At 63.6% G+C, this 16,003-nt stretch carries 13 protein-coding genes and 1 riboswitch; of the genes, 5 read left to right on the top strand and 8 right to left on the bottom strand.

The features are described from left to right. Positions 1-12 precede the first annotated feature (12 nt). A complete protein-coding gene (locus BOH68_RS03780; protein ID WP_077371759.1) occupies positions 13-1,839 on the top strand; it encodes an SEC-C domain-containing protein in 1,827 nt (608 codons plus the stop codon). 192 nt (positions 1,840-2,031) lie between these two features. Here the strand turns inward: BOH68_RS03780 and BOH68_RS03785 are convergent, their stop codons facing one another. Continuing rightward, entirely contained in the window at positions 2,032-2,532 is a 501-nt protein-coding gene (locus BOH68_RS03785) for a hypothetical protein (RefSeq protein ID WP_139345414.1), read from the bottom strand. Positions 2,533-2,618: 86 nt separating this feature from the next. Then, positions 2,619-3,824 carry an AmpG family muropeptide MFS transporter gene (locus BOH68_RS03790; protein ID WP_103751364.1) on the bottom strand — a complete coding sequence of 402 codons (1,206 nt, stop codon included), beginning with the start codon at positions 3,822-3,824 and terminating at the stop codon, positions 2,619-2,621. Positions 3,825-4,089: 265 nt separating this feature from the next. Between BOH68_RS03790 and rfaH the strand changes: the two genes are divergently transcribed. After that, positions 4,090-4,617: a transcription/translation regulatory transformer protein RfaH gene (rfaH, locus tag BOH68_RS03795; RefSeq protein WP_077371768.1), complete on the top strand. Its 528-nt coding sequence runs from the start codon at positions 4,090-4,092 to the stop codon at positions 4,615-4,617. A gap of 67 nt (positions 4,618-4,684) precedes the next feature. Beyond that, positions 4,685-5,191, top strand: coding sequence for an FKBP-type peptidyl-prolyl cis-trans isomerase (locus BOH68_RS03800; RefSeq protein WP_077371771.1), 507 nt, complete (start codon positions 4,685-4,687; stop codon positions 5,189-5,191). Positions 5,192-5,932: 741 nt separating this feature from the next. Here BOH68_RS03800 and BOH68_RS03805 read toward each other — a convergent pair. Next, complete coding sequence (locus BOH68_RS03805) at positions 5,933-6,304, bottom strand: ComEA family DNA-binding protein (RefSeq protein WP_077371777.1); 372 nt, start codon at positions 6,302-6,304, stop codon at positions 5,933-5,935. Between the two features lie 293 nt (positions 6,305-6,597). Here BOH68_RS03805 and pyrF point away from each other — a divergent pair, with 293 nt between their 5' ends. Then, complete coding sequence (gene pyrF, locus BOH68_RS03810; RefSeq protein WP_077371780.1) at positions 6,598-7,305, top strand: orotidine-5'-phosphate decarboxylase; 708 nt, start codon at positions 6,598-6,600, stop codon at positions 7,303-7,305. A 130-nt stretch (positions 7,306-7,435) separates the two neighbouring features. Here pyrF and BOH68_RS03815 read toward each other — a convergent pair whose 3' ends face one another. Then, a complete protein-coding gene (locus BOH68_RS03815; protein ID WP_170877340.1) occupies positions 7,436-8,263 on the bottom strand; it encodes an SIMPL domain-containing protein in 828 nt (275 codons plus the stop codon). 257 nt (positions 8,264-8,520) lie between these two features. Between BOH68_RS03815 and BOH68_RS03820 the strand changes: the two genes are divergently transcribed. After that, the gene (locus BOH68_RS03820) at positions 8,521-9,381 is read left to right on the top strand and encodes an ABC transporter substrate-binding protein (protein ID WP_170877341.1); all 861 of its coding nucleotides are present in this window, start codon (positions 8,521-8,523) and stop codon (positions 9,379-9,381) included. Positions 9,382-9,396: 15 nt separating this feature from the next. On the opposite strand, the gene cobO is transcribed toward BOH68_RS03820, so the two are convergent. From cobO to BOH68_RS03840, 4 genes are all read right to left on the bottom strand, one after another. Beyond that, positions 9,397-9,996 (bottom strand): cob(I)yrinic acid a,c-diamide adenosyltransferase, encoded by a 600-nt coding sequence (gene cobO, locus BOH68_RS03825; RefSeq protein WP_077371790.1) that lies wholly within the window; start codon positions 9,994-9,996, stop codon positions 9,397-9,399. A gap of 83 nt (positions 9,997-10,079) precedes the next feature. Continuing rightward, positions 10,080-11,966 carry a TonB-dependent receptor domain-containing protein gene (locus tag BOH68_RS03830; protein ID WP_077371793.1) on the bottom strand — a complete coding sequence of 629 codons (1,887 nt, stop codon included), beginning with the start codon at positions 11,964-11,966 and terminating at the stop codon, positions 10,080-10,082. Positions 11,967-12,098: 132 nt separating this feature from the next. Continuing rightward, positions 12,099-12,327, bottom strand: a riboswitch (cobalamin riboswitch). 170 nt (positions 12,328-12,497) lie between these two features. Beyond that, entirely contained in the window at positions 12,498-13,739 is a 1,242-nt protein-coding gene (locus BOH68_RS03835; protein ID WP_077371796.1) for a NupC/NupG family nucleoside CNT transporter, read from the bottom strand. A gap of 282 nt (positions 13,740-14,021) precedes the next feature. Beyond that, positions 14,022-15,989, bottom strand: a complete 1,968-nt coding sequence (locus BOH68_RS03840; protein WP_077371798.1) for a cation:proton antiporter — start codon at positions 15,987-15,989, stop codon at positions 14,022-14,024. Positions 15,990-16,003: the final 14 nt, after the last annotated feature.

Consider the following 16,003-nt stretch of genomic DNA (forward strand, 5'->3'; position numbering starts at 1 on the left):
TAGGGAGATGCCATGCTTGCCGAGTGGGTCGAACGGCTCTTGAGTTACGCCAGTGGGGCACTTGATGCCATCCGCTCTGATGAATCCTTTCCTGCCTTCATGCAGTGGGCGCATTCGGAGGGGGTGAATTACAGCGGTGGTGATGAGGCGCTGGCGGTAGCACTGGCACCGGTGCTGTGGAGCCAGACGCCGCTGGTACGCCTCGATTTCGCCTGCGAGCCGCTGGCACCGCCCGGTCGCAACGAGCCCTGCTGGTGCGATTCCGGCCGCAAGTACAAGCAGTGCTGTGACAAGGTCCAGTTGCCGCCGATACCGGAGCACCTGATGTGGATGCTGTCGCTGCGCGAGTTCAAGGGCGAGCAGCTCAAGGCCGCATTGGCTTCGCGGCTCGCGCCGGCTCAGGCGCTGCTGGAGGCGGGACTGATCAGTGCCGAGGCCGGTAGCCGCGGGCGTGCCCAGCAGATCATGGAAGCGTTGTTTGACACCAGTGACTGGTCGCGCCTTCCGGAGCAGGCCGAGCCTGGCTTCGAGCTGCTGCTGGATCTCTATCAGGAGCGCGGCTTCACCCGCAAGAAGGCCCTGTTGCTGGATGAGGTTCTGGAGCGTGGTCCCGCCTTCCTGCGCGGTGTGGCACTGGAGCATCAGTGCCTGCTGCATCTGGATAGTGATGACCTCGGCTCGGCGCGAGCCGCCTTCGTCCGCGCGCAGCAGACCCTGCCGGACTCGCCGACGCTGGCCTATATCGAAGCCATGCTGCTGCTGCATGAAGGGCAGCCGGAAGAGGCGCAGGAACGTGCGCGCTTCTGGTGGCGGCGTCTCTCCAAGCAGAAGGATATCGAACCGGGGCAGCTGGAGTTCCTGGCTGATCTGGCCGAGAACCCGCGTGCGACGCTCGCCGAGCAGATGGTCAATTCCGACGAGTCACTCTCGGATTCACTGGCCTCGCTGCAGGCGCTGTTCGAGGTGATCGAGCACCCGTCGCGTCTGGCGCTGGAGACTCAGGACGACGGCAGTCTGCTGTTTCGTCAGAATGCCGAGCAGGCGGTGACACTGGGGCTCTGGGAAGCGGTATTCCCGGCGCGGATCGAGGAAGAGGCAGCGCTGGCGCTGGATGTCGACCCGTGGGAGACCCAGGACCCCAACGAGTGGCTGCAACAGCTGTGTGCCAGTCCCGAATGGCTGGATGTTCCTGCGGTCTGTCAGGGATTGATCCTGGCGCTGGCCAGTCGTTTCGGCAGTCTGCCGTGGATGTCGGACACCTTCTTCGTGCCGTTGGCGCGTCGTTTCGAGCGCTGGCTCGACCAGATCGAACAGGCCGGCGGCCTGCTGCGCTGGGAGGATGGTGACAACGCCCAGTTGCTGCGTTGTGGGCTGGGACTGGTGATCGGCATGGAGCGTGGTGAGCGCGAGCGCTCACGTCAGCTGGCGGAGCGCCTGCTCAAGCTGGACGAGGAAGACAGTCTCGGTCTGCGCGAGCTGGTGCTGGATCAGCTGCTGCGCGAAGGCCGCGATGATGAGGCTGTCACCCTGGCGGAGCACGATATCTCACGCCGTGCTCTCGAGGATGAAATGCCGTTGCTGGGCATTCTGATGGGGCATGTGCTGGCACTCTATCGTCTGGGACGTCAGGCGGATGCCGAAGAGGCACTGGTGATCGTGCGCGAAGCCAACTCCCATCTGATCAGTCTGCTGGTGGCGGAGCACCCGCGGCCGGTGAGTCTGGCGGTGGAAGCGCCGGAGCCCGGCACGCGAGGCGAGGCCTGGCAGTATCGCACCCTGATGCGCGATCAGTGGAAGCGCAGCGAAGGCGCGCTTGCCTGGTTGGCCAAGCACCGCTGAGCCGGTGTCAAGGGTCGCTCATGCTGCCTGACGAGTGATCGCAAGCGCTCACATGACAAGGCCTCGTGTGCCAAGGCCCCGTATGACGAGGCCCGAAGGAAAAACCCCCGCAGTGCTTAGGCACTGCGGGGGTTTTTTGTGCCTCGCCTCGTATCGTGAGGCGGGCTCAGGGGGATGCGTGTAGGGGGGCGATCACTGCTGCTTGCCTTGCTGGCGCAGCCGCCAGGCTTCCCGCAAGGCTGCGCGCAGGCCCGGGGTCTGCCCGACCTGAATGGCCTCCAGCGTCGCGGCGAAGGCGTCCGGCGTGGCACGCCAGTCAGGAGGCTGGAGAGCCCCGGCGCTGCTGACGCCGACTCGGTCCAGTGGGGGCGGGGCATGTTCCGGCAGTATGCCCAGCAAGCGCATGTGACCGTTCTGTACCTGGCGCAGACGATGCACGAGCGCCTTGTGGCGCGCTCCCAGAGGTCGGACCGCCACGCTGATCAAGCCGGCCAGGAGACGTTCCTGCCATTGAGGGCGTGCCGGGTTGCGATAGGCCACGCCACGCTGAGAGGCTGCTCCCGCCTGGCGTCGGTCCTTGAACCAGTGGGGGGCGCGCTCATCGAGTGCCTCCCCTTCAAACAGGATGCCGGCGGTCATCTGTTGACCACCATGCACACGGGTGAAGGGCAGGATGACGCAGTCCTCGAGCATGGCGCCTTCTTCCACATAGCTGCCTTGCCTCTCTCTTCTTCCGGCTCAGCCTGTCGACGGCCGAGACAGTTCAGGGAGATGGTCTCTCAATCTCCCGACATCGCTGGCGCCTTGTGGGGCGTTGCCAGCATTGCCCCCCAATGACGGAAGCGCAGCAGCAGCAACAGCCCCGGGATGGCGGCCAGGGTGCAGATCCAGAAGAAGCTGTCCCAGCCGGCGGCATCGGCAAGATAGCCCGAGGGGGCGGCGATCACCACACGTGGCAAGCCCATGATCGAGGAGAGCATGGCATATTGGCCGGCGGTGAAACGCTTGTCGGTCAGTGCGCCCATGAAGGCGATGAAGGCGGCGCTGCCCATGCCGGCCGCCAGGTTCTCGAATGCCACCACTCCGGCAAGCCAGGCCAGCGAGTCACCGACGTGATGCAGCCAGATGAAGCCGGCTGTGGACACCATCTGCAGGATGCCGAACCACCACAGTGCACGGTAGATGCCGATTCGCATGATCATCAGGCCGCCGAAGAAGGTGCCTGCCAGCAATGGCCACAGGCCAAACAGCTTCACGGTCGCGCCGATCTGTGAGTTGCTGAAGCCGATCTCCTTGTAGAAAGGCGTCGTCAGATTGCCCGCCACGGAATCGCCCAGCTTGTAGAGCAGGATGAACAGCAGCAGCCAGATGGCTCCATCACGTTTCATGAAATGGCGGATGGGGTCCCACAGGATCTCGTGCAGGTGATGGGCACGCGGCGCTGCCTGTGCCTCGGGTTCCGGCGCCAGCAGGGTCACCAGCATGCAGGCTCCCAAGGTCGCGGCCATGATCAGGTAGGTCATGCGGAAACCGATCATGTCCGCCAGCACCAGGCCACCGGCCGAGGCCATCAGCATGCCGATGCGATAGCCATAGACATAGAAGCTGGAGCCCAGCCCCAGTTCGTTGTCCGGCAGATGCTCACGTCGGTAGGCATCGATCACGATGTCCTGGGTGGCACTGAAGAAGCTGACGGAAAGCGCGATGGCCCCCATGGTCAGCGGCGACATGTGCGGGTCCTGCAGGGCCAGCAGCGCGATCAGCGCGGTCAGGGCCAGCTGCGCGATCATCAGCCAGCCGCGTCGCCGCCCCAGTGCGGGCGGCATGATGCGATCCAGCAAGGGGGCCCACAGGAACTTGAGGGTATAGGGCAGGCCGACCAGTGCCAGAAGGCCCACGGCGTCCAGTGATACGCCGGCATCCGTCATCCAGGCCTGCAGGACACTCCCGGTGAGCAGCAGCGGCAGGCCTGAGGCGAATCCCATCAGGAACGTGATACCATGACGGCCAACGAGTAAGCGTAAATCCTTTGAAGTCAAAGCCTTGCCTGTCCTTGCAGAGAGTGTATCCGCGCGGGAGTCGCGCGTGACCCATGGCCATGCGCCACATGCATCGTCAATGGCGGGATTGTCGCACTGCCTGAGCGCAAGGGCCATGCATTGTCCTGAGGTGCCGCTGACCATCAGCTGGCTGGCGTGGTGAAGGGCTTGCGTCGGGCCCCTGTGGGCAGGTAGGCAATGAGAGGTCATCATGAGTGAAGTCCGAGACGCTGCCAAGGCGCACTGGTATCTGATCCAGTGCAAAGGTGGAGAGTCCTTCCGTGCGGCGGAGAACCTCACCAATCAGGGATTTCACGTCTTCCACCCCCTGCTGGAAGTGGAAAGAAAGCGCGGCAGCAAGCTGCGCTGGGTGGAAGAGCCCCTTTTCCCCTACTACCTGTTCATCCGTCTGGATCAGGTGGACGACAACTGGCGCCCGATTCGCTCGACACGTGGCGTGCTCAAGCTGGTCAGCTTCGGCACAACGCCGACACCGGTCCCCACCTCGCTGGTGGAGGCGCTGATCGCCAATGGTGAGCAACGCCAGGAGCAGCCAGCCGAGAACCTCTACTTCCGTGCCGGCGAGCAGGTCGAGATCATCGATGGGCCGCTGAGTTCGCTCAGTGGTGTCTTCGAGAGTGCCAAGGGCGACGAGCGCGTCATCGTGCTGCTCAATCTGATCAATCAGCAGCAGCGCGTCGAGCTGTCCAGTCGTCAGCTGCGTCGTCGCGAATCCTGAGTCTCGGTGCCTGCGCCCTCCGGGGAGGGCGTGAGCTCACCGCACTTGTCATTTCTGGAGTTGTTTCATGTCGATTACCGTTCAGCAGGTGGTCAGCCTGCACTACACGCTGCGTACCGCAGATGGCACCGTCCTGGACACTTCTCGTGATCGGGAACCGATGGATTACCTGCACGGCCATGACAATATACTTGCCGCTCTGGAATCCGCGCTTGAAGGTTGCAGCGTCGGCGACAGCAAGGTCGTCAACCTGACGCCGGCGGAAGGCTTCGGTGAGCGGGATGAGGGGCTGGTCCAGTACTTCGGGCGTGATGCCTTCGGCCCGGGGGAGCTTGCACCGGGCATGCGCTTCCAGGCGCGAACTCCCGAAGGGCAGCGCTCGGTGACCGTACTGGAAGTCGGTGATCAGCAGGTCAAGGTCGATGCCAATCATCCCCTGGCCGGTCAGGCCCTCAGCTGGGATGTCGAGGTGCTGGAAGTGCGCGATGCCACTCGGGCCGAGTTGGCAGCAGGCCATCCGCTGGGGCTTGAGGTGAGCCATACCGAAGTGGAAGACAAGAAGGTGCGTCGCTGAAGTCGCGCTGATGCCGCATGCCGCATGTCGCTTCAGGGGTCTCCCTGTCGCTGATCAGGAAGGCGCTTTCGATGATGATCGAAGGCGCCTTCTTCGTTTCGGGTCTGCTTCGTTTCGGGTCTGCTGCGTGTCATTCCGGGACGGATTCATGGGAGCGAAGTGCCCATGAATTGACGTGGATCATGAAGGCAGCGGCGTGATGCCACCCAGGCTCTCGAAATTGACGCATGTCATCTTCGCCTGCCGATGATCGCGATAGAGTGCTCATGTCGAGACGGGCGGCGTACGAGGATGCCGCATGGGGCATCATGCTTCGGGGGAGATACTCTTCGAGGTATCGGAAAGCGGCGCAGGCCACCGTCTGGTCAGGGAGAAGTTGCAGGGCGTCGGTTGCCGGCAGAGGCAGGCGCTTGAGGAAGCCCCTTGGGGAAGGGGAAAGCCAGGGATGGCTTCACTGCCAGAATCGGGCATGCAGGTGCCCGATTCACCGTCAGGGGAGGGGGAAACCCCGCTGGCCGGCCTTCGGGTCGGCTTTTTTTCGTGGCAGGAAAGCAACGCCTCATGTAAGCCGTGCTTCTCGGGCACCGTCGTGTTGACCCCGACGATGAAGCAGCGCCGCAGGAAGTCTGCGGCGCTGCTTTTGTCGGAACTCCCCTGCCGCTGGCCAGGCTGGTCTTTCGCCGGTGGATTCTCACCACCTGCAGGGTGGCGGGAGTCGAGACCTTACCTCGGCCGTCTTGGTCAGCTCTGGTTGCTGGTGATCTCCCTGGGCGTCGCCTCACCGGGTGTCTTGACCTTCGGCGCGGCCTTGTCGCTGACCGGCTGACCCGTCGTTATGGCGCTGTTGCCGGTCTTGTCGAGCGTCAGTGTCGTCTCCATGCGTTCGAGCGTGTTGGCACTGATGCCCTTGACCTCAGCCAGCTGATCGACGCTGGTGAAGGGGCCATTGGCCTTGCGCCAGGCGACGATGGCCTGTGCCTTCTTGTCACCGATGCCCTTGAGCTGAGTCAGTTGCTCAGGGGTGGCGGTGTTGATGTTCATCTCGGCAGCCTGCGTCAGAGGGGTGAAAGCCATCAGGCCTGCGACGACGAGTGATCCCATCAGAGTTTTCATGAGCTTTTCCTTGTTTCATGATGATTGTCGGGGCGTCTGGTCGGGCCGTGATGCCCTGTGCCCAGCACGTGAATCACTGTGGCTGAAGGATGGGTTTTGTAGTCATTAAGAATTAAACGATTCCTCATCCCTGGGGCCGCTTCAGCGCTCAACGCGCGAAAGTGCTAGCGCGAATAGCGAGCTGATTCGATTCGGCTTTCTCTGAGCTTACAGGTGCGTTGGTGGGCGCTATAATGTTGCCCCGAGCCCATGACCCCCTGTCATCGCGCCTAGTCTCATTGCCCGGAGCCCGGATGCCTGCCACGACTTCCCCCCTGATCATCGCCCTCGATTACCCGGATATGGCCGCCGCACTGGCCATGGCGGACCAGCTGGATCCGACGCGCTGCCGCGTCAAGGTGGGCAAGGAGCTGTTCACGCGAGTAGGGCCGGACATCCTCAAGGCGCTGCATCAGCGCGGCTTCGAGGTCTTTCTGGATCTCAAGTTCCACGATATTCCCAATACCACCGCGCAGGCCGTGCTGGCGGCTGCCGAGCACGGTGTCTGGATGACCAACGTGCACGCCGGTGGTGGCGCGCGCATGATGGAAGCCGCCGTCAGTGCACTGGCCACGCGCCAGCTCGAGACGCGCCTGATTGCCGTGACCGTGCTGACCAGCATGGAGCAGAGTGATCTTGCGGGTATCGGCCTGGATGTCACGCCACTGGCCCAGGTCGAGCGTCTGGCGAGCCTTGCCCAGCAAAGCGGCATGCACGGTGTGGTGTGCTCGGCGCGCGAGACACCCAGTCTCAAGGCGCTGTGTGGGCCGGACTTCCTCAAGGTGACGCCCGGTATCCGCCCGAGCTTTGCCCAGGCCGGTGATCAGCGACGCACCATGACGCCGGGCGAGGCAATGGCGGCTGGTAGCACCCACCTGGTGATCGGGCGTCCGGTCACTCAGGCCGAGAATCCCATGGCAGCGCTTGCCGCCATCGAGACGGAGCTTGGTGGCCGGGCGTAAGTCAGCGCCCGAGGGGGTGTGAATCGCGGGGTGTCACTCTCGAGATAGGCCGAGCTTCCGTCACGCGTGGACGCCAGCGGCTCTGGACAAGCGGCTGGCGTCTTGAGAGTGGCGTTCGGGGTGTCGACGCTCAGTCGGCTGATGTCAGTCCCCAGCTGACCTGCACATCACTTTCCAGTGACAGCTCGCCGGGACGATACTCGTTGCCACCACTCTTGGCTTCTGCCATGTCGGCGCGCATGGCCATCATCGGCGGGCGAGGGCTCTGGGAAGATTCATTGATCGACTGCACATCACCCAGTGTCGCTCCCAGCGTCTCGGCCATCAGTTCGGCCTTGTGGCGTGCCTTGGTCAGGGCTTGCTGCAGTACCTTGTCCTCGAGTGCTGCACGATCACTGAGCTGATATTGCACTCCCGCCAGCTGATTCACCCCCGCTCCCAACAGCAGGTCGATCACCTCCGGCACCTGGTCCAGATTCTTCAGCGAAATGCTGATCGGGCGCTCGAGATGGGTACGCTGCCATTGCTGCGGGTTCTGATCATTGGCCGTGCGCTCGTAGTAGCGCTCCGGTCGCAGGGTCAGGCTGCCCGCCTTGATCAGGCGACTCTCGATACCGGCGCTTTCCAGTGCCTGGATCAGCGTGCTCATGCGGCCTTCCAGTGTCTGGCGGGCTTGGCGCGCGGCTTCTCCCTGCTTCTGACTGTCCGGTGCCTTGTCGTCCACCTTGCTGGCCGGTGTCTTCTCCCAGAGACGCGCCTCGATGCTGGCCTTGTCCGGCGCGGCTTCGATGCTGGCACTGGCACTGACATGGACAAGCGCCGGTGCAGGTGTCTGGTCAGCCTGTGCCGTACTCACGGCGCTGACGGCACTCAGTGCCAGCACCAGCCCTAGACGCAGGAAGGAATGCTGGACGCCTGAGCTCGCGTCGGCAGTTTCGGATGGCAGGATGCGGGGCATGGAAACTCCTTTTTGGCACATGGCTATATTGTCATATGGTGATATTTTCATATGTCGATATTGACACAGAATGATGGCGTGAACGTCCGACATCGCGTGGATCACGATAGCACTTCGCACGAGAGGCGCTGAAGCGATCGTGTGCCTCGATCAGGCATCTCATGGCGTCAGGGACGTCGCGGTCATACAGGAGCGATACCATCAATACCGTCACGCTATCTCAGGGGCGACGCGCGCTCCTCGGGGGACTGTCAGCGTTGCTGCTCACCGCAATGCCGTCGCTCGCCTGGGCGGCGAGTCTTTCCGTCGTGGATGATGGTGGCGAGACGGTGACGCTTTCCCGGCCCGCTCATCGTGTGGTCACCCTGGCGCCCCATGCCGCGGAGCTGGTCGCGGCGGCGGGAGGGCTTGCACATCTGGTCGCCGTCAGCCAAGGCAGTGATTACCCGCCACAGGTCAAGACGCTGCCGCGTGTCGCGAGCTATCAAGGGCCGAATCTGGAGGCGGTGCTGGCGGCCAGACCCGCGCTGATCGTGGCGTGGGGCAGCGGGCTGTCCGCGGAAATGCAGGCGCGCCTGGCGGCGCTGGGGCTGACGACCTTCCTCAGCGAGCCCAGGACATTGGCGCAGGTACTCTCCAATATCGAGCGCCTGGGGGGGTTGATGGGCACCCGGCCCGAGGCAGAGGCCTACGTGGCGCGTCTCGAGAAGCGCATCAGTCACCTGGAGGCACGCGATGGCATGGAGGGCGACGCGCCCTTGCCGGTCTTCTTCCAGCTGGGCGAGAGCCCGATGACGACTCTGGCAGGAGGGCATCTGGTCAATGAATTGATTCGCCGCTGCGGGGGAGAGCCGTTGTTGTCTGACGCCCCCACCGTGGTGCCTCAGATACGCCGTGAAGCGCTGTGGCTGGCAGGGCCTCGGCTGATTCTGCATCCGGTGGCCGCAGGCGCCCCCCGTGAGCGTTGGAAGGCAGCCTGGCGAGCCAGGGGTGGCCCGCTGGCCTCGGTGGCGCTTGTCGGACTGGATCCGGACCCGGTCAGCCGTCCGGGGCCGCGCAGCGTCGAGGCGATGGCGCAGATCTGCCATGCCATCTCGGTGCAGCGCGCAGCGCGGTGACGTGGGTCGAGCTGATCAGAAGTCGATGCCGCGGCGCGCCTTGAGGCCATGATTGAAGCCGTGACGTATCTCGGTCATCTCGGTGACGGTATCGGCACAGGCAACGATCTCGCGGTTGGCATTGCGTCCGGTGATGATGACGGTCTGCTCCTCGGGGCGACCTTCCAGCGCCGTCATCACCTCTTCCAATGGCAGGTAGCCGAACTTGACCATGTAGGTCAGTTCATCAAGCACGACCAGATAGACGCTTTCATCGCGCATCAGGCGCTTCGCTTCCTGCCACACCGCCTGACAGGCCGCGGTATCGGCGTCACGATTCTGGGTGTCCCAGGTGAAGCCGGTGGTCATGGCGTGGACTTCCAGATTGGCATCCTCTGCAAGGCGCTCACGCTCCCCGCACTCCCACAGTCCCTTGATGAACTGGATGACACCGACCTTGTAGCCATAGCCGAGTGCCCGGGTGATGGTGCCCCATGCAGCGGTCGTCTTGCCCTTGCCGTTGCCGGTGAAGACCAGCAGCTGGCCGCGCTCCTCATTGGCCTGTGCCACCTTGTCGTCGACATGTGACTTGAGCTTTTCCATTGCCGTCTTGTGGCGGGTATTGCGGTCCGTCATGCGTGTGCTCCGTCAGTCATTGTCACTGCGCCGCTCTCGGGGCGGCGCAGTGAGGAGTGTGGCCCGTCGTCAGTAAGAGGTGCTCAGAAATAGAAGGTCACGCCGCCTTCGACGTAACGCCCCTGGGTGTTGTAGCCGTTGACCAGCTGATAATCACGATCGAAGACGTTCTCCAGCTTGGCGCTCAGCTTGACGTTCTGCATCACCTGCCAGCTGGTGCGCAGGTCGAAGACGCCATAGCCGGCGGTGCGAGTGTCCGTGTAGGTATCGGCATCGGTATCGCTGCGGCTGGCACTGCCACGCAGCGTTGCTCCGAAGCTCCAGTCGGCGAGGGCGTAATCGGCATCCAGGCGCGCAAAGCGCTTGGCCCGACGTTTCAGCTGCTCTCCTGTCTCGCGGTCTTCCGGGTCCTGCCAGGTCATGGCGAGATTCACGCTGAGCGCGTCACCTTTCCAGCCACTACTCAGCTCGATGCCACGGATGCGTGAGCGGTCGATATTGATCGGCGTGAAGTCGGCGCCTTCGTAGCTGATCAGATTGTCGATATCCGTCTGGAAGGCATTGACGCCCACATGCCACCGCTGCTCCTGCAGACGCCAGAAGAGTTCGGCCGTGGTGGAGGTCTCGGCATCCAGATCCGGGTTGCCTGAGCCGTAAGGGCTGTAGAGATCGATCAGGTTGGGGGCCTTGAAGGCGCTCGAGTAGCTGGCGCCGAGCTGCTGTGCCTGAGTCAGGTCATAGGCATAGCTGGAGCCACCGGTCATCTGATGACCATAACGATTGTCATCGTCATACCGCAGGCTGGTGGTGACGTGATGGCGTTGTTGCTGGAGCTGCCAGCTGCCATAGACCCCCGTGGTATAGCGGCTGTCCACTTCATAGCCGTCGGCGGTGAAGTAGGGGCCATCGGCGTCCAGACTTTCCTCGCGGTGATCCACCCCCAGGCTGAGCGTGCCGAGGTCGGTGTAGAAGTCGTGGCGCAGGCCGATCTCGTTGCGGGCACTGGCGACACGCCCGGCATCGCTGCCGGCTTCAGTGTTCTCGTACTCGTCGCGCGTACGCGCCACGCTGACCGTCATGTCCCAGTTCGGGTTCAGGTGGGTCAGCAGGCTGGCATCCAGTACCAGCTGGCTACCTTCTCCGCTGCAGTCTTCAGAGGCACTGAAGCTGCTGTCGTAGCAATCGTCGTAATCGTAGTCTGTGTCGGTCTTGGCGACGCCGAGAGACAGCGTGGCTCGCTGGCCGAAGTCGTGCCCAAGGCGCAGTTCGGCGCCCGTGGCCTCGTAGCCATCATCTTCACTGCCGGTATCGCGGGCGGAGAAACCATCGCTTTCATCATGATGGAGATTGGCGGAGAGACGAGTGTCATCTTCCACCGAGCTGAACTGGGCGTTCTGGCGGAAGGTGCCGTCGCTGCCGGCGCGCAGCGTGACTTCCGCGTGCTGGCCGACTTCGCTGCCGCCACGCGTGATCAGGTTGATCACGCCGCCGATGGCATCGGCGCCGTAGACGCTGGCGCGCGGCCCCCGCACGATCTCGACACGTTCGATGGCAGACAGCGGCAGAAATTCGAAGTGCGCCAGGCCATCGGCGCTGTTGGCGATGCGCTGGCCGTTGACCAGGATCAAGGTGTGATCGGACTCGGTGCCGCGCATGAACAGGCTGGTCTGGCTCCCCATCGGACCGCTGCGCGCGACTTCGATGCCATTGCGCGACTGCAGAAGGTCCACCAGCGAGCTGGCCTGCAGGCGTTCGATCTCGTCACGCGTGATGACGTCGGTGCTGGCCAGCACATCATTCTGCAGCTGGGGGATGCGATTGGCGGTGACCTGAACGGTCTCCAGGCTATCCGATGAAGGGGCGGTGGTCTCCTGTGCCGCCAGGGCAGGAGGTGTCAGCAGCAGTAGACTGCCCACGAGGGTGTACTTGGCCTGCGCGTGCGCGCGACCACGGGTCTTGTAAGTATTCATGAATGATCCTCAAGCGTCAGACGCAATGAGGAGGACAGGCGTGACAGGGTGCGTGGATGCACATCGTCGCGGCGTGCCCCTTTGAAAAAGGACATCCCGACGAATTTGCCACTGGTGAGGCCCTCCGCATCAACCAGTGTGGAAGCGAGGGCCGGTCTCCGGACTGACGCCTGGCGGACGTCCTGTTGGAACGTCTCACCCCCTCATGCGCCTTCCCACCTCCTTCCCTTGAGGGTCGTCACGAGGACGTCCCGGAGGCAGTGGCTGGTCATCTCGACCGGCATGAGCGTTGCGATCACCGTTGCGGGGGCAGTACGGGGCTTTCACCCGATTCCCGAGCACCCAGGCTTCTACCCGAGCTATTGTCTGGGGAGGGCGACAGGGAGTCAATCGGCAGGCCCCGTCGTCTGCCGGTCTGGCGTTCGCTGGCTCGTGACGCGGGCTGGATACGACAACGCCCGCACTGGGCGGGCGTTGTCGAGAGGTCACCTGACGGCGTGTCTCACTCGCATGCGAGGCTTGCGATGAGCGTCACAGCGACAGGAACAGTCCGGCAAGACTGGCTGACATCAGGTTGGAGAGCGTGCCGGCGAGAATCGCCTTCATGCCCATCTGCGCGATGTCACTGCGGCGGTTCGGTGCCATCAGTCCCAGGCCGCCCATCAGGATGGCCACGGAGGACAGATTGGCGAAGCCACACAGCGCGAAGATGATGATCGCTTCGGAATGCTCGGACAGTTTGATCTGATGGCTGGCGAGGTCGGCGAAGGCGACGAACTCGTTGAGCACCAGCTTCTGACCGATGAAGCTGCCGGCCTGGATGGCTTCATGCCACGGCACGCCGATGACCCAGGCGACCGGCGCGAAGGCGTAGCCCAGCAGCAGCTGCAGCGTGATGTCCTGATAGCCGAACAATCCACTGACCCAGCCGATGATGATGTTGCCCAGCGCGATCAAGGCGATGAAGGCCAGCAGCATGCCGCCGACATTGATGGCCAGCTGCACGCCGGATGCTGCGCCGGACGCGGCAGCATCGATGACGTTGGTCGGGCGATCGATGTCCTTGCCCAGGGCTTCCTCGACACTCTGGGTCTTGGATTCGGTCTCCGGGATCAGCATCTTGGCCATCAGCAGGCCACCCGGGGCTGCCATGAAGGACGCTGCCAGCAGGTACTTGAGGTCAATGCCCAGCGAGGCATAGCCCACCAGCACGGAACCGGCCACGGAGGCCAGGCCACCGGTCATCACCGCGAACAGTTCCGAGCGGGTCATGCCGGCGATGAACGGACGCACGACCAGCGGTGCTTCGGTCTGGCCGACGAAGATGTTGGCCGCGGCGGACAGCGATTCGGGACGACTGGTGCCGAGAATCTTCGAAAGCCCACCACCCAGCACACTGATCACGACGTTCATCACGCGCAGGTGGTAGAGCACCGCGATCAATGACGAGAAGAACACGATGATCGGCAGTACGCGCAGAGCGAACACGAAACCACCGCCACCGAAGACTTCGAACATCTTGTCGCTGACCAGGCCACCGAACAGGAAGTCCATGCCCACGTTGGCGCTGGACATGACGGCCTGAACCCCTTCGCTGAGACCGAGCAGCATGCTCTTGCCGGCGGGAACGTAGAGTACGAATGCCCCCAGCAATGCCTGGATGGCAAAGGCCCCCAGTACGGTGCGCAAGCTGATGGCGCGTCGGTTTTCAGATAATAGGAAGGCGATCCCCAGGAGGGCTAAGACGCCCACCAGGCCCATGACGATCTGCATCAAGCAGCTCCTGAATGCGTAGGTGTTACGTTGAGGACAAGGCAATAGCGCTGGCTGCCGGACAGGGCTGCCAAAACTGGCGCGTACTCTACCAGCATTTTGGGCGGCTGTCGGAGTCTGCCACTAACGTTTTAGGCATTTTTTGTGAATCCCGCTTCGCGGCTGTGCGCCATTCGCCACGAGGCCCGCAGGAAGCGGGCCTCGTGGTCAGGGGGTTGGCATCATCTCCGGGCGCCGTGCCGTCTGCGCGCATGCCGTTTTCGGGATGCATTCAAGCCGTCATCAGGCTCGGCCACCGGGGAGACGGCTGGCGGGCAGGGGTCCGGAGCCCGTGGCGGTGCCGGGATTCGCGGTGGAGCGGGTGGAGGAACTCGCGTCAGAGCCTGCCCCTTCTGCGGCCTGGGATGACTTGCTCGATTCGGCCTTGTCCGCCTTGGATTGTGCCGGTCGGGTCAGCTCAGGCGAGTCGGCATAGATCAGGCTGATCAGCGTCTCACCGGCCTTGGGTTCCAATGCGACGGCGGAATTGGCGATGCGAATCCGGCCCTGGCTGCTGATGCAGAACAGGGTCAGCAGGCGGTCATCATGAATCCGGCGATAGTCCTCGAGACTGAAGTTCTCGCTGATGCGGGCACGCCGGAACTCCGCCCCCTGTGACAGCAGGCTAGCCAGCTTGGCGTAGGTGACCTGGCCATCGAACAACAGCGGCAGGTGGCCGAGCGCCTGGTCCTGCTGGCGCTTGGCATTCTTGCCATTGTCCTCGGCGAGCCGGAAGACTCGGCCGTGGCCGAGGATGTGCTCGAAATGCAGCGCCGCGAGGCTGTTGAGCTCGCGATAGGGCGACAGGGGCATGAGATGGCCGATGCCCGTCAACTCGAGATGCTGTGAGGCATGCTCGGACAGCGGGTTGCCGTAATAGACCGGCAGGCCTGCCATGCGGGCTTCCTGTACCGCGTCCCAGTTGGTATCGGTCAGGCGTACCGAGAAGCCGGCATCCACCAGCTCGCGGGCGACCAGGCGCGACACCGAGTTGGCCCCGAGAATCAGGAAGCCCGAGGGCGGTGGCTCACCGACACCCAGCACCTTGACGATGGGGCGCGACAGCAAGCTCTGGATCACCACCGTGCCGATGATGACCAGGAAGGTCATCGGGACCAGCATCTCGGCGCCTTCGATGCCCTGGGATTCGAGCTTGAGCGCGAACAGCGAGGCCACGGCGGCCGCGACGATACCGCGAGGAGACAGCCAGGCCAGCAGCGCCTTCTCGCGCAGCGTCAATTCGCTGCCCAGGGTGCACAGCCAGACAGTCAGCGGGCGCGCGACCCACATCAACACGGCCAGGAAGACCCACGCCGGCCAGGACAGCAGCGAAAGCTGCTCGACGGTCAGGCGCCCCGCCAGCAGTAGAAACAGCCCGGAGATCAACAGGACGGTGAGCGTCTCCTTGAACTCGATGATCTGCTGGGTAGGCACGCCGCGCATGTTGGCCAGCCATACCCCCATGACGGTCACGGTCAGGAGTCCGGATTCGTGGAACAGGGTATTGGAGATGGCGAAGAGTCCCAGCATCACCATCAGGGTGCCGAAGTTGTGCAGCTTCTGGGGCAGCCAGAAGTGGCGCAGCACCAGCCCCCAGCACCAGCCGCCCAGCGCGCCCATGCCAAGGCCGAGGCCCACCGTCTGGGCGAACAGCACCAGGGTATGTGACACCGCATTGCCGGTCATGCCCAGTGCGACGTACTCATAGACAAGTACCGCCAGCAGCGCGCCCACCGGGTCGATCATGATGCCTTCCCAGCGCAGGATCTGGGTCAGGTTGCCGCGCGCGCGCAGGGTCTGCAGCAATGGCATCACCACGGTCGGGCCTGTCACCACCAGCAGTGCCCCGAGCACGGCGGCCATCTCCCAGCGCATGTCGAGCAGATAATGCGCCGCCACGGTGCCGATCACGCCGGTGATCACCACCCCGGTGGTCACCAGTCGTCTGACGATGTGCCCGTGTCCCCGCAGGTCCTTGAAGTCCAGCGTCAGACTGCCCTCGAACAGGATCACCGCCACTGCCAGCGAGACCAGCGGGAACAGCAGGTCTCCCAGCAGCTCATCCGGCTTGAGCCAGCCCGTGACGGGGCCGGCAAGGATGCCAACGATCAGCAGCGGCAGGATGGCGGGCAGACGCATGCGCCAGGCCAGCCATTGACAGCCGAGAGCCATCAGACCGATCAGGGTCAGGGCCAGTGCGGGTTCCGTCATCGGGAAGCTTCCTT

It is taken from the genome of Cobetia sp. MM1IDA2H-1, from assembly GCF_002916775.2.
Classification (GTDB): Bacteria; Pseudomonadota; Gammaproteobacteria; order Pseudomonadales; family Halomonadaceae; genus Cobetia; species Cobetia marina.

What these genes read in the sequence shown, in the direction of transcription:
- BOH68_RS03780 (WP_077371759.1), top strand. Translation starts at nt 13, where the DNA reads ATGCTTGCCGAGTGGGTCGAACGGCTCTTGAGTTACGCCAGTGGGGCA.
- BOH68_RS03785 (WP_139345414.1), bottom strand. Translation starts at nt 2,532, where the DNA reads ATGCTCGAGGACTGCGTCATCCTGCCCTTCACCCGTGTGCATGGTGGT.
- BOH68_RS03790 (WP_103751364.1), bottom strand. Translation starts at nt 3,824, where the DNA reads ATGGGATTCGCCTCAGGCCTGCCGCTGCTGCTCACCGGGAGTGTCCTG.
- rfaH (WP_077371768.1), top strand. Translation starts at nt 4,090, where the DNA reads ATGAGTGAAGTCCGAGACGCTGCCAAGGCGCACTGGTATCTGATCCAG.
- BOH68_RS03800 (WP_077371771.1), top strand. Translation starts at nt 4,685, where the DNA reads ATGTCGATTACCGTTCAGCAGGTGGTCAGCCTGCACTACACGCTGCGT.
- BOH68_RS03805 (WP_077371777.1), bottom strand. Translation starts at nt 6,304, where the DNA reads ATGAAAACTCTGATGGGATCACTCGTCGTCGCAGGCCTGATGGCTTTC.
- pyrF (WP_077371780.1), top strand. Translation starts at nt 6,598, where the DNA reads ATGCCTGCCACGACTTCCCCCCTGATCATCGCCCTCGATTACCCGGAT.
- BOH68_RS03815 (WP_170877340.1), bottom strand. Translation starts at nt 8,263, where the DNA reads ATGCCCCGCATCCTGCCATCCGAAACTGCCGACGCGAGCTCAGGCGTC.
- cobO (WP_077371790.1), bottom strand. Translation starts at nt 9,996, where the DNA reads ATGACGGACCGCAATACCCGCCACAAGACGGCAATGGAAAAGCTCAAG.
- BOH68_RS03830 (WP_077371793.1), bottom strand. Translation starts at nt 11,966, where the DNA reads ATGAATACTTACAAGACCCGTGGTCGCGCGCACGCGCAGGCCAAGTAC.
- BOH68_RS03835 (WP_077371796.1), bottom strand. Translation starts at nt 13,739, where the DNA reads ATGCAGATCGTCATGGGCCTGGTGGGCGTCTTAGCCCTCCTGGGGATC.
- BOH68_RS03840 (WP_077371798.1), bottom strand. Translation starts at nt 15,989, where the DNA reads ATGACGGAACCCGCACTGGCCCTGACCCTGATCGGTCTGATGGCTCTC.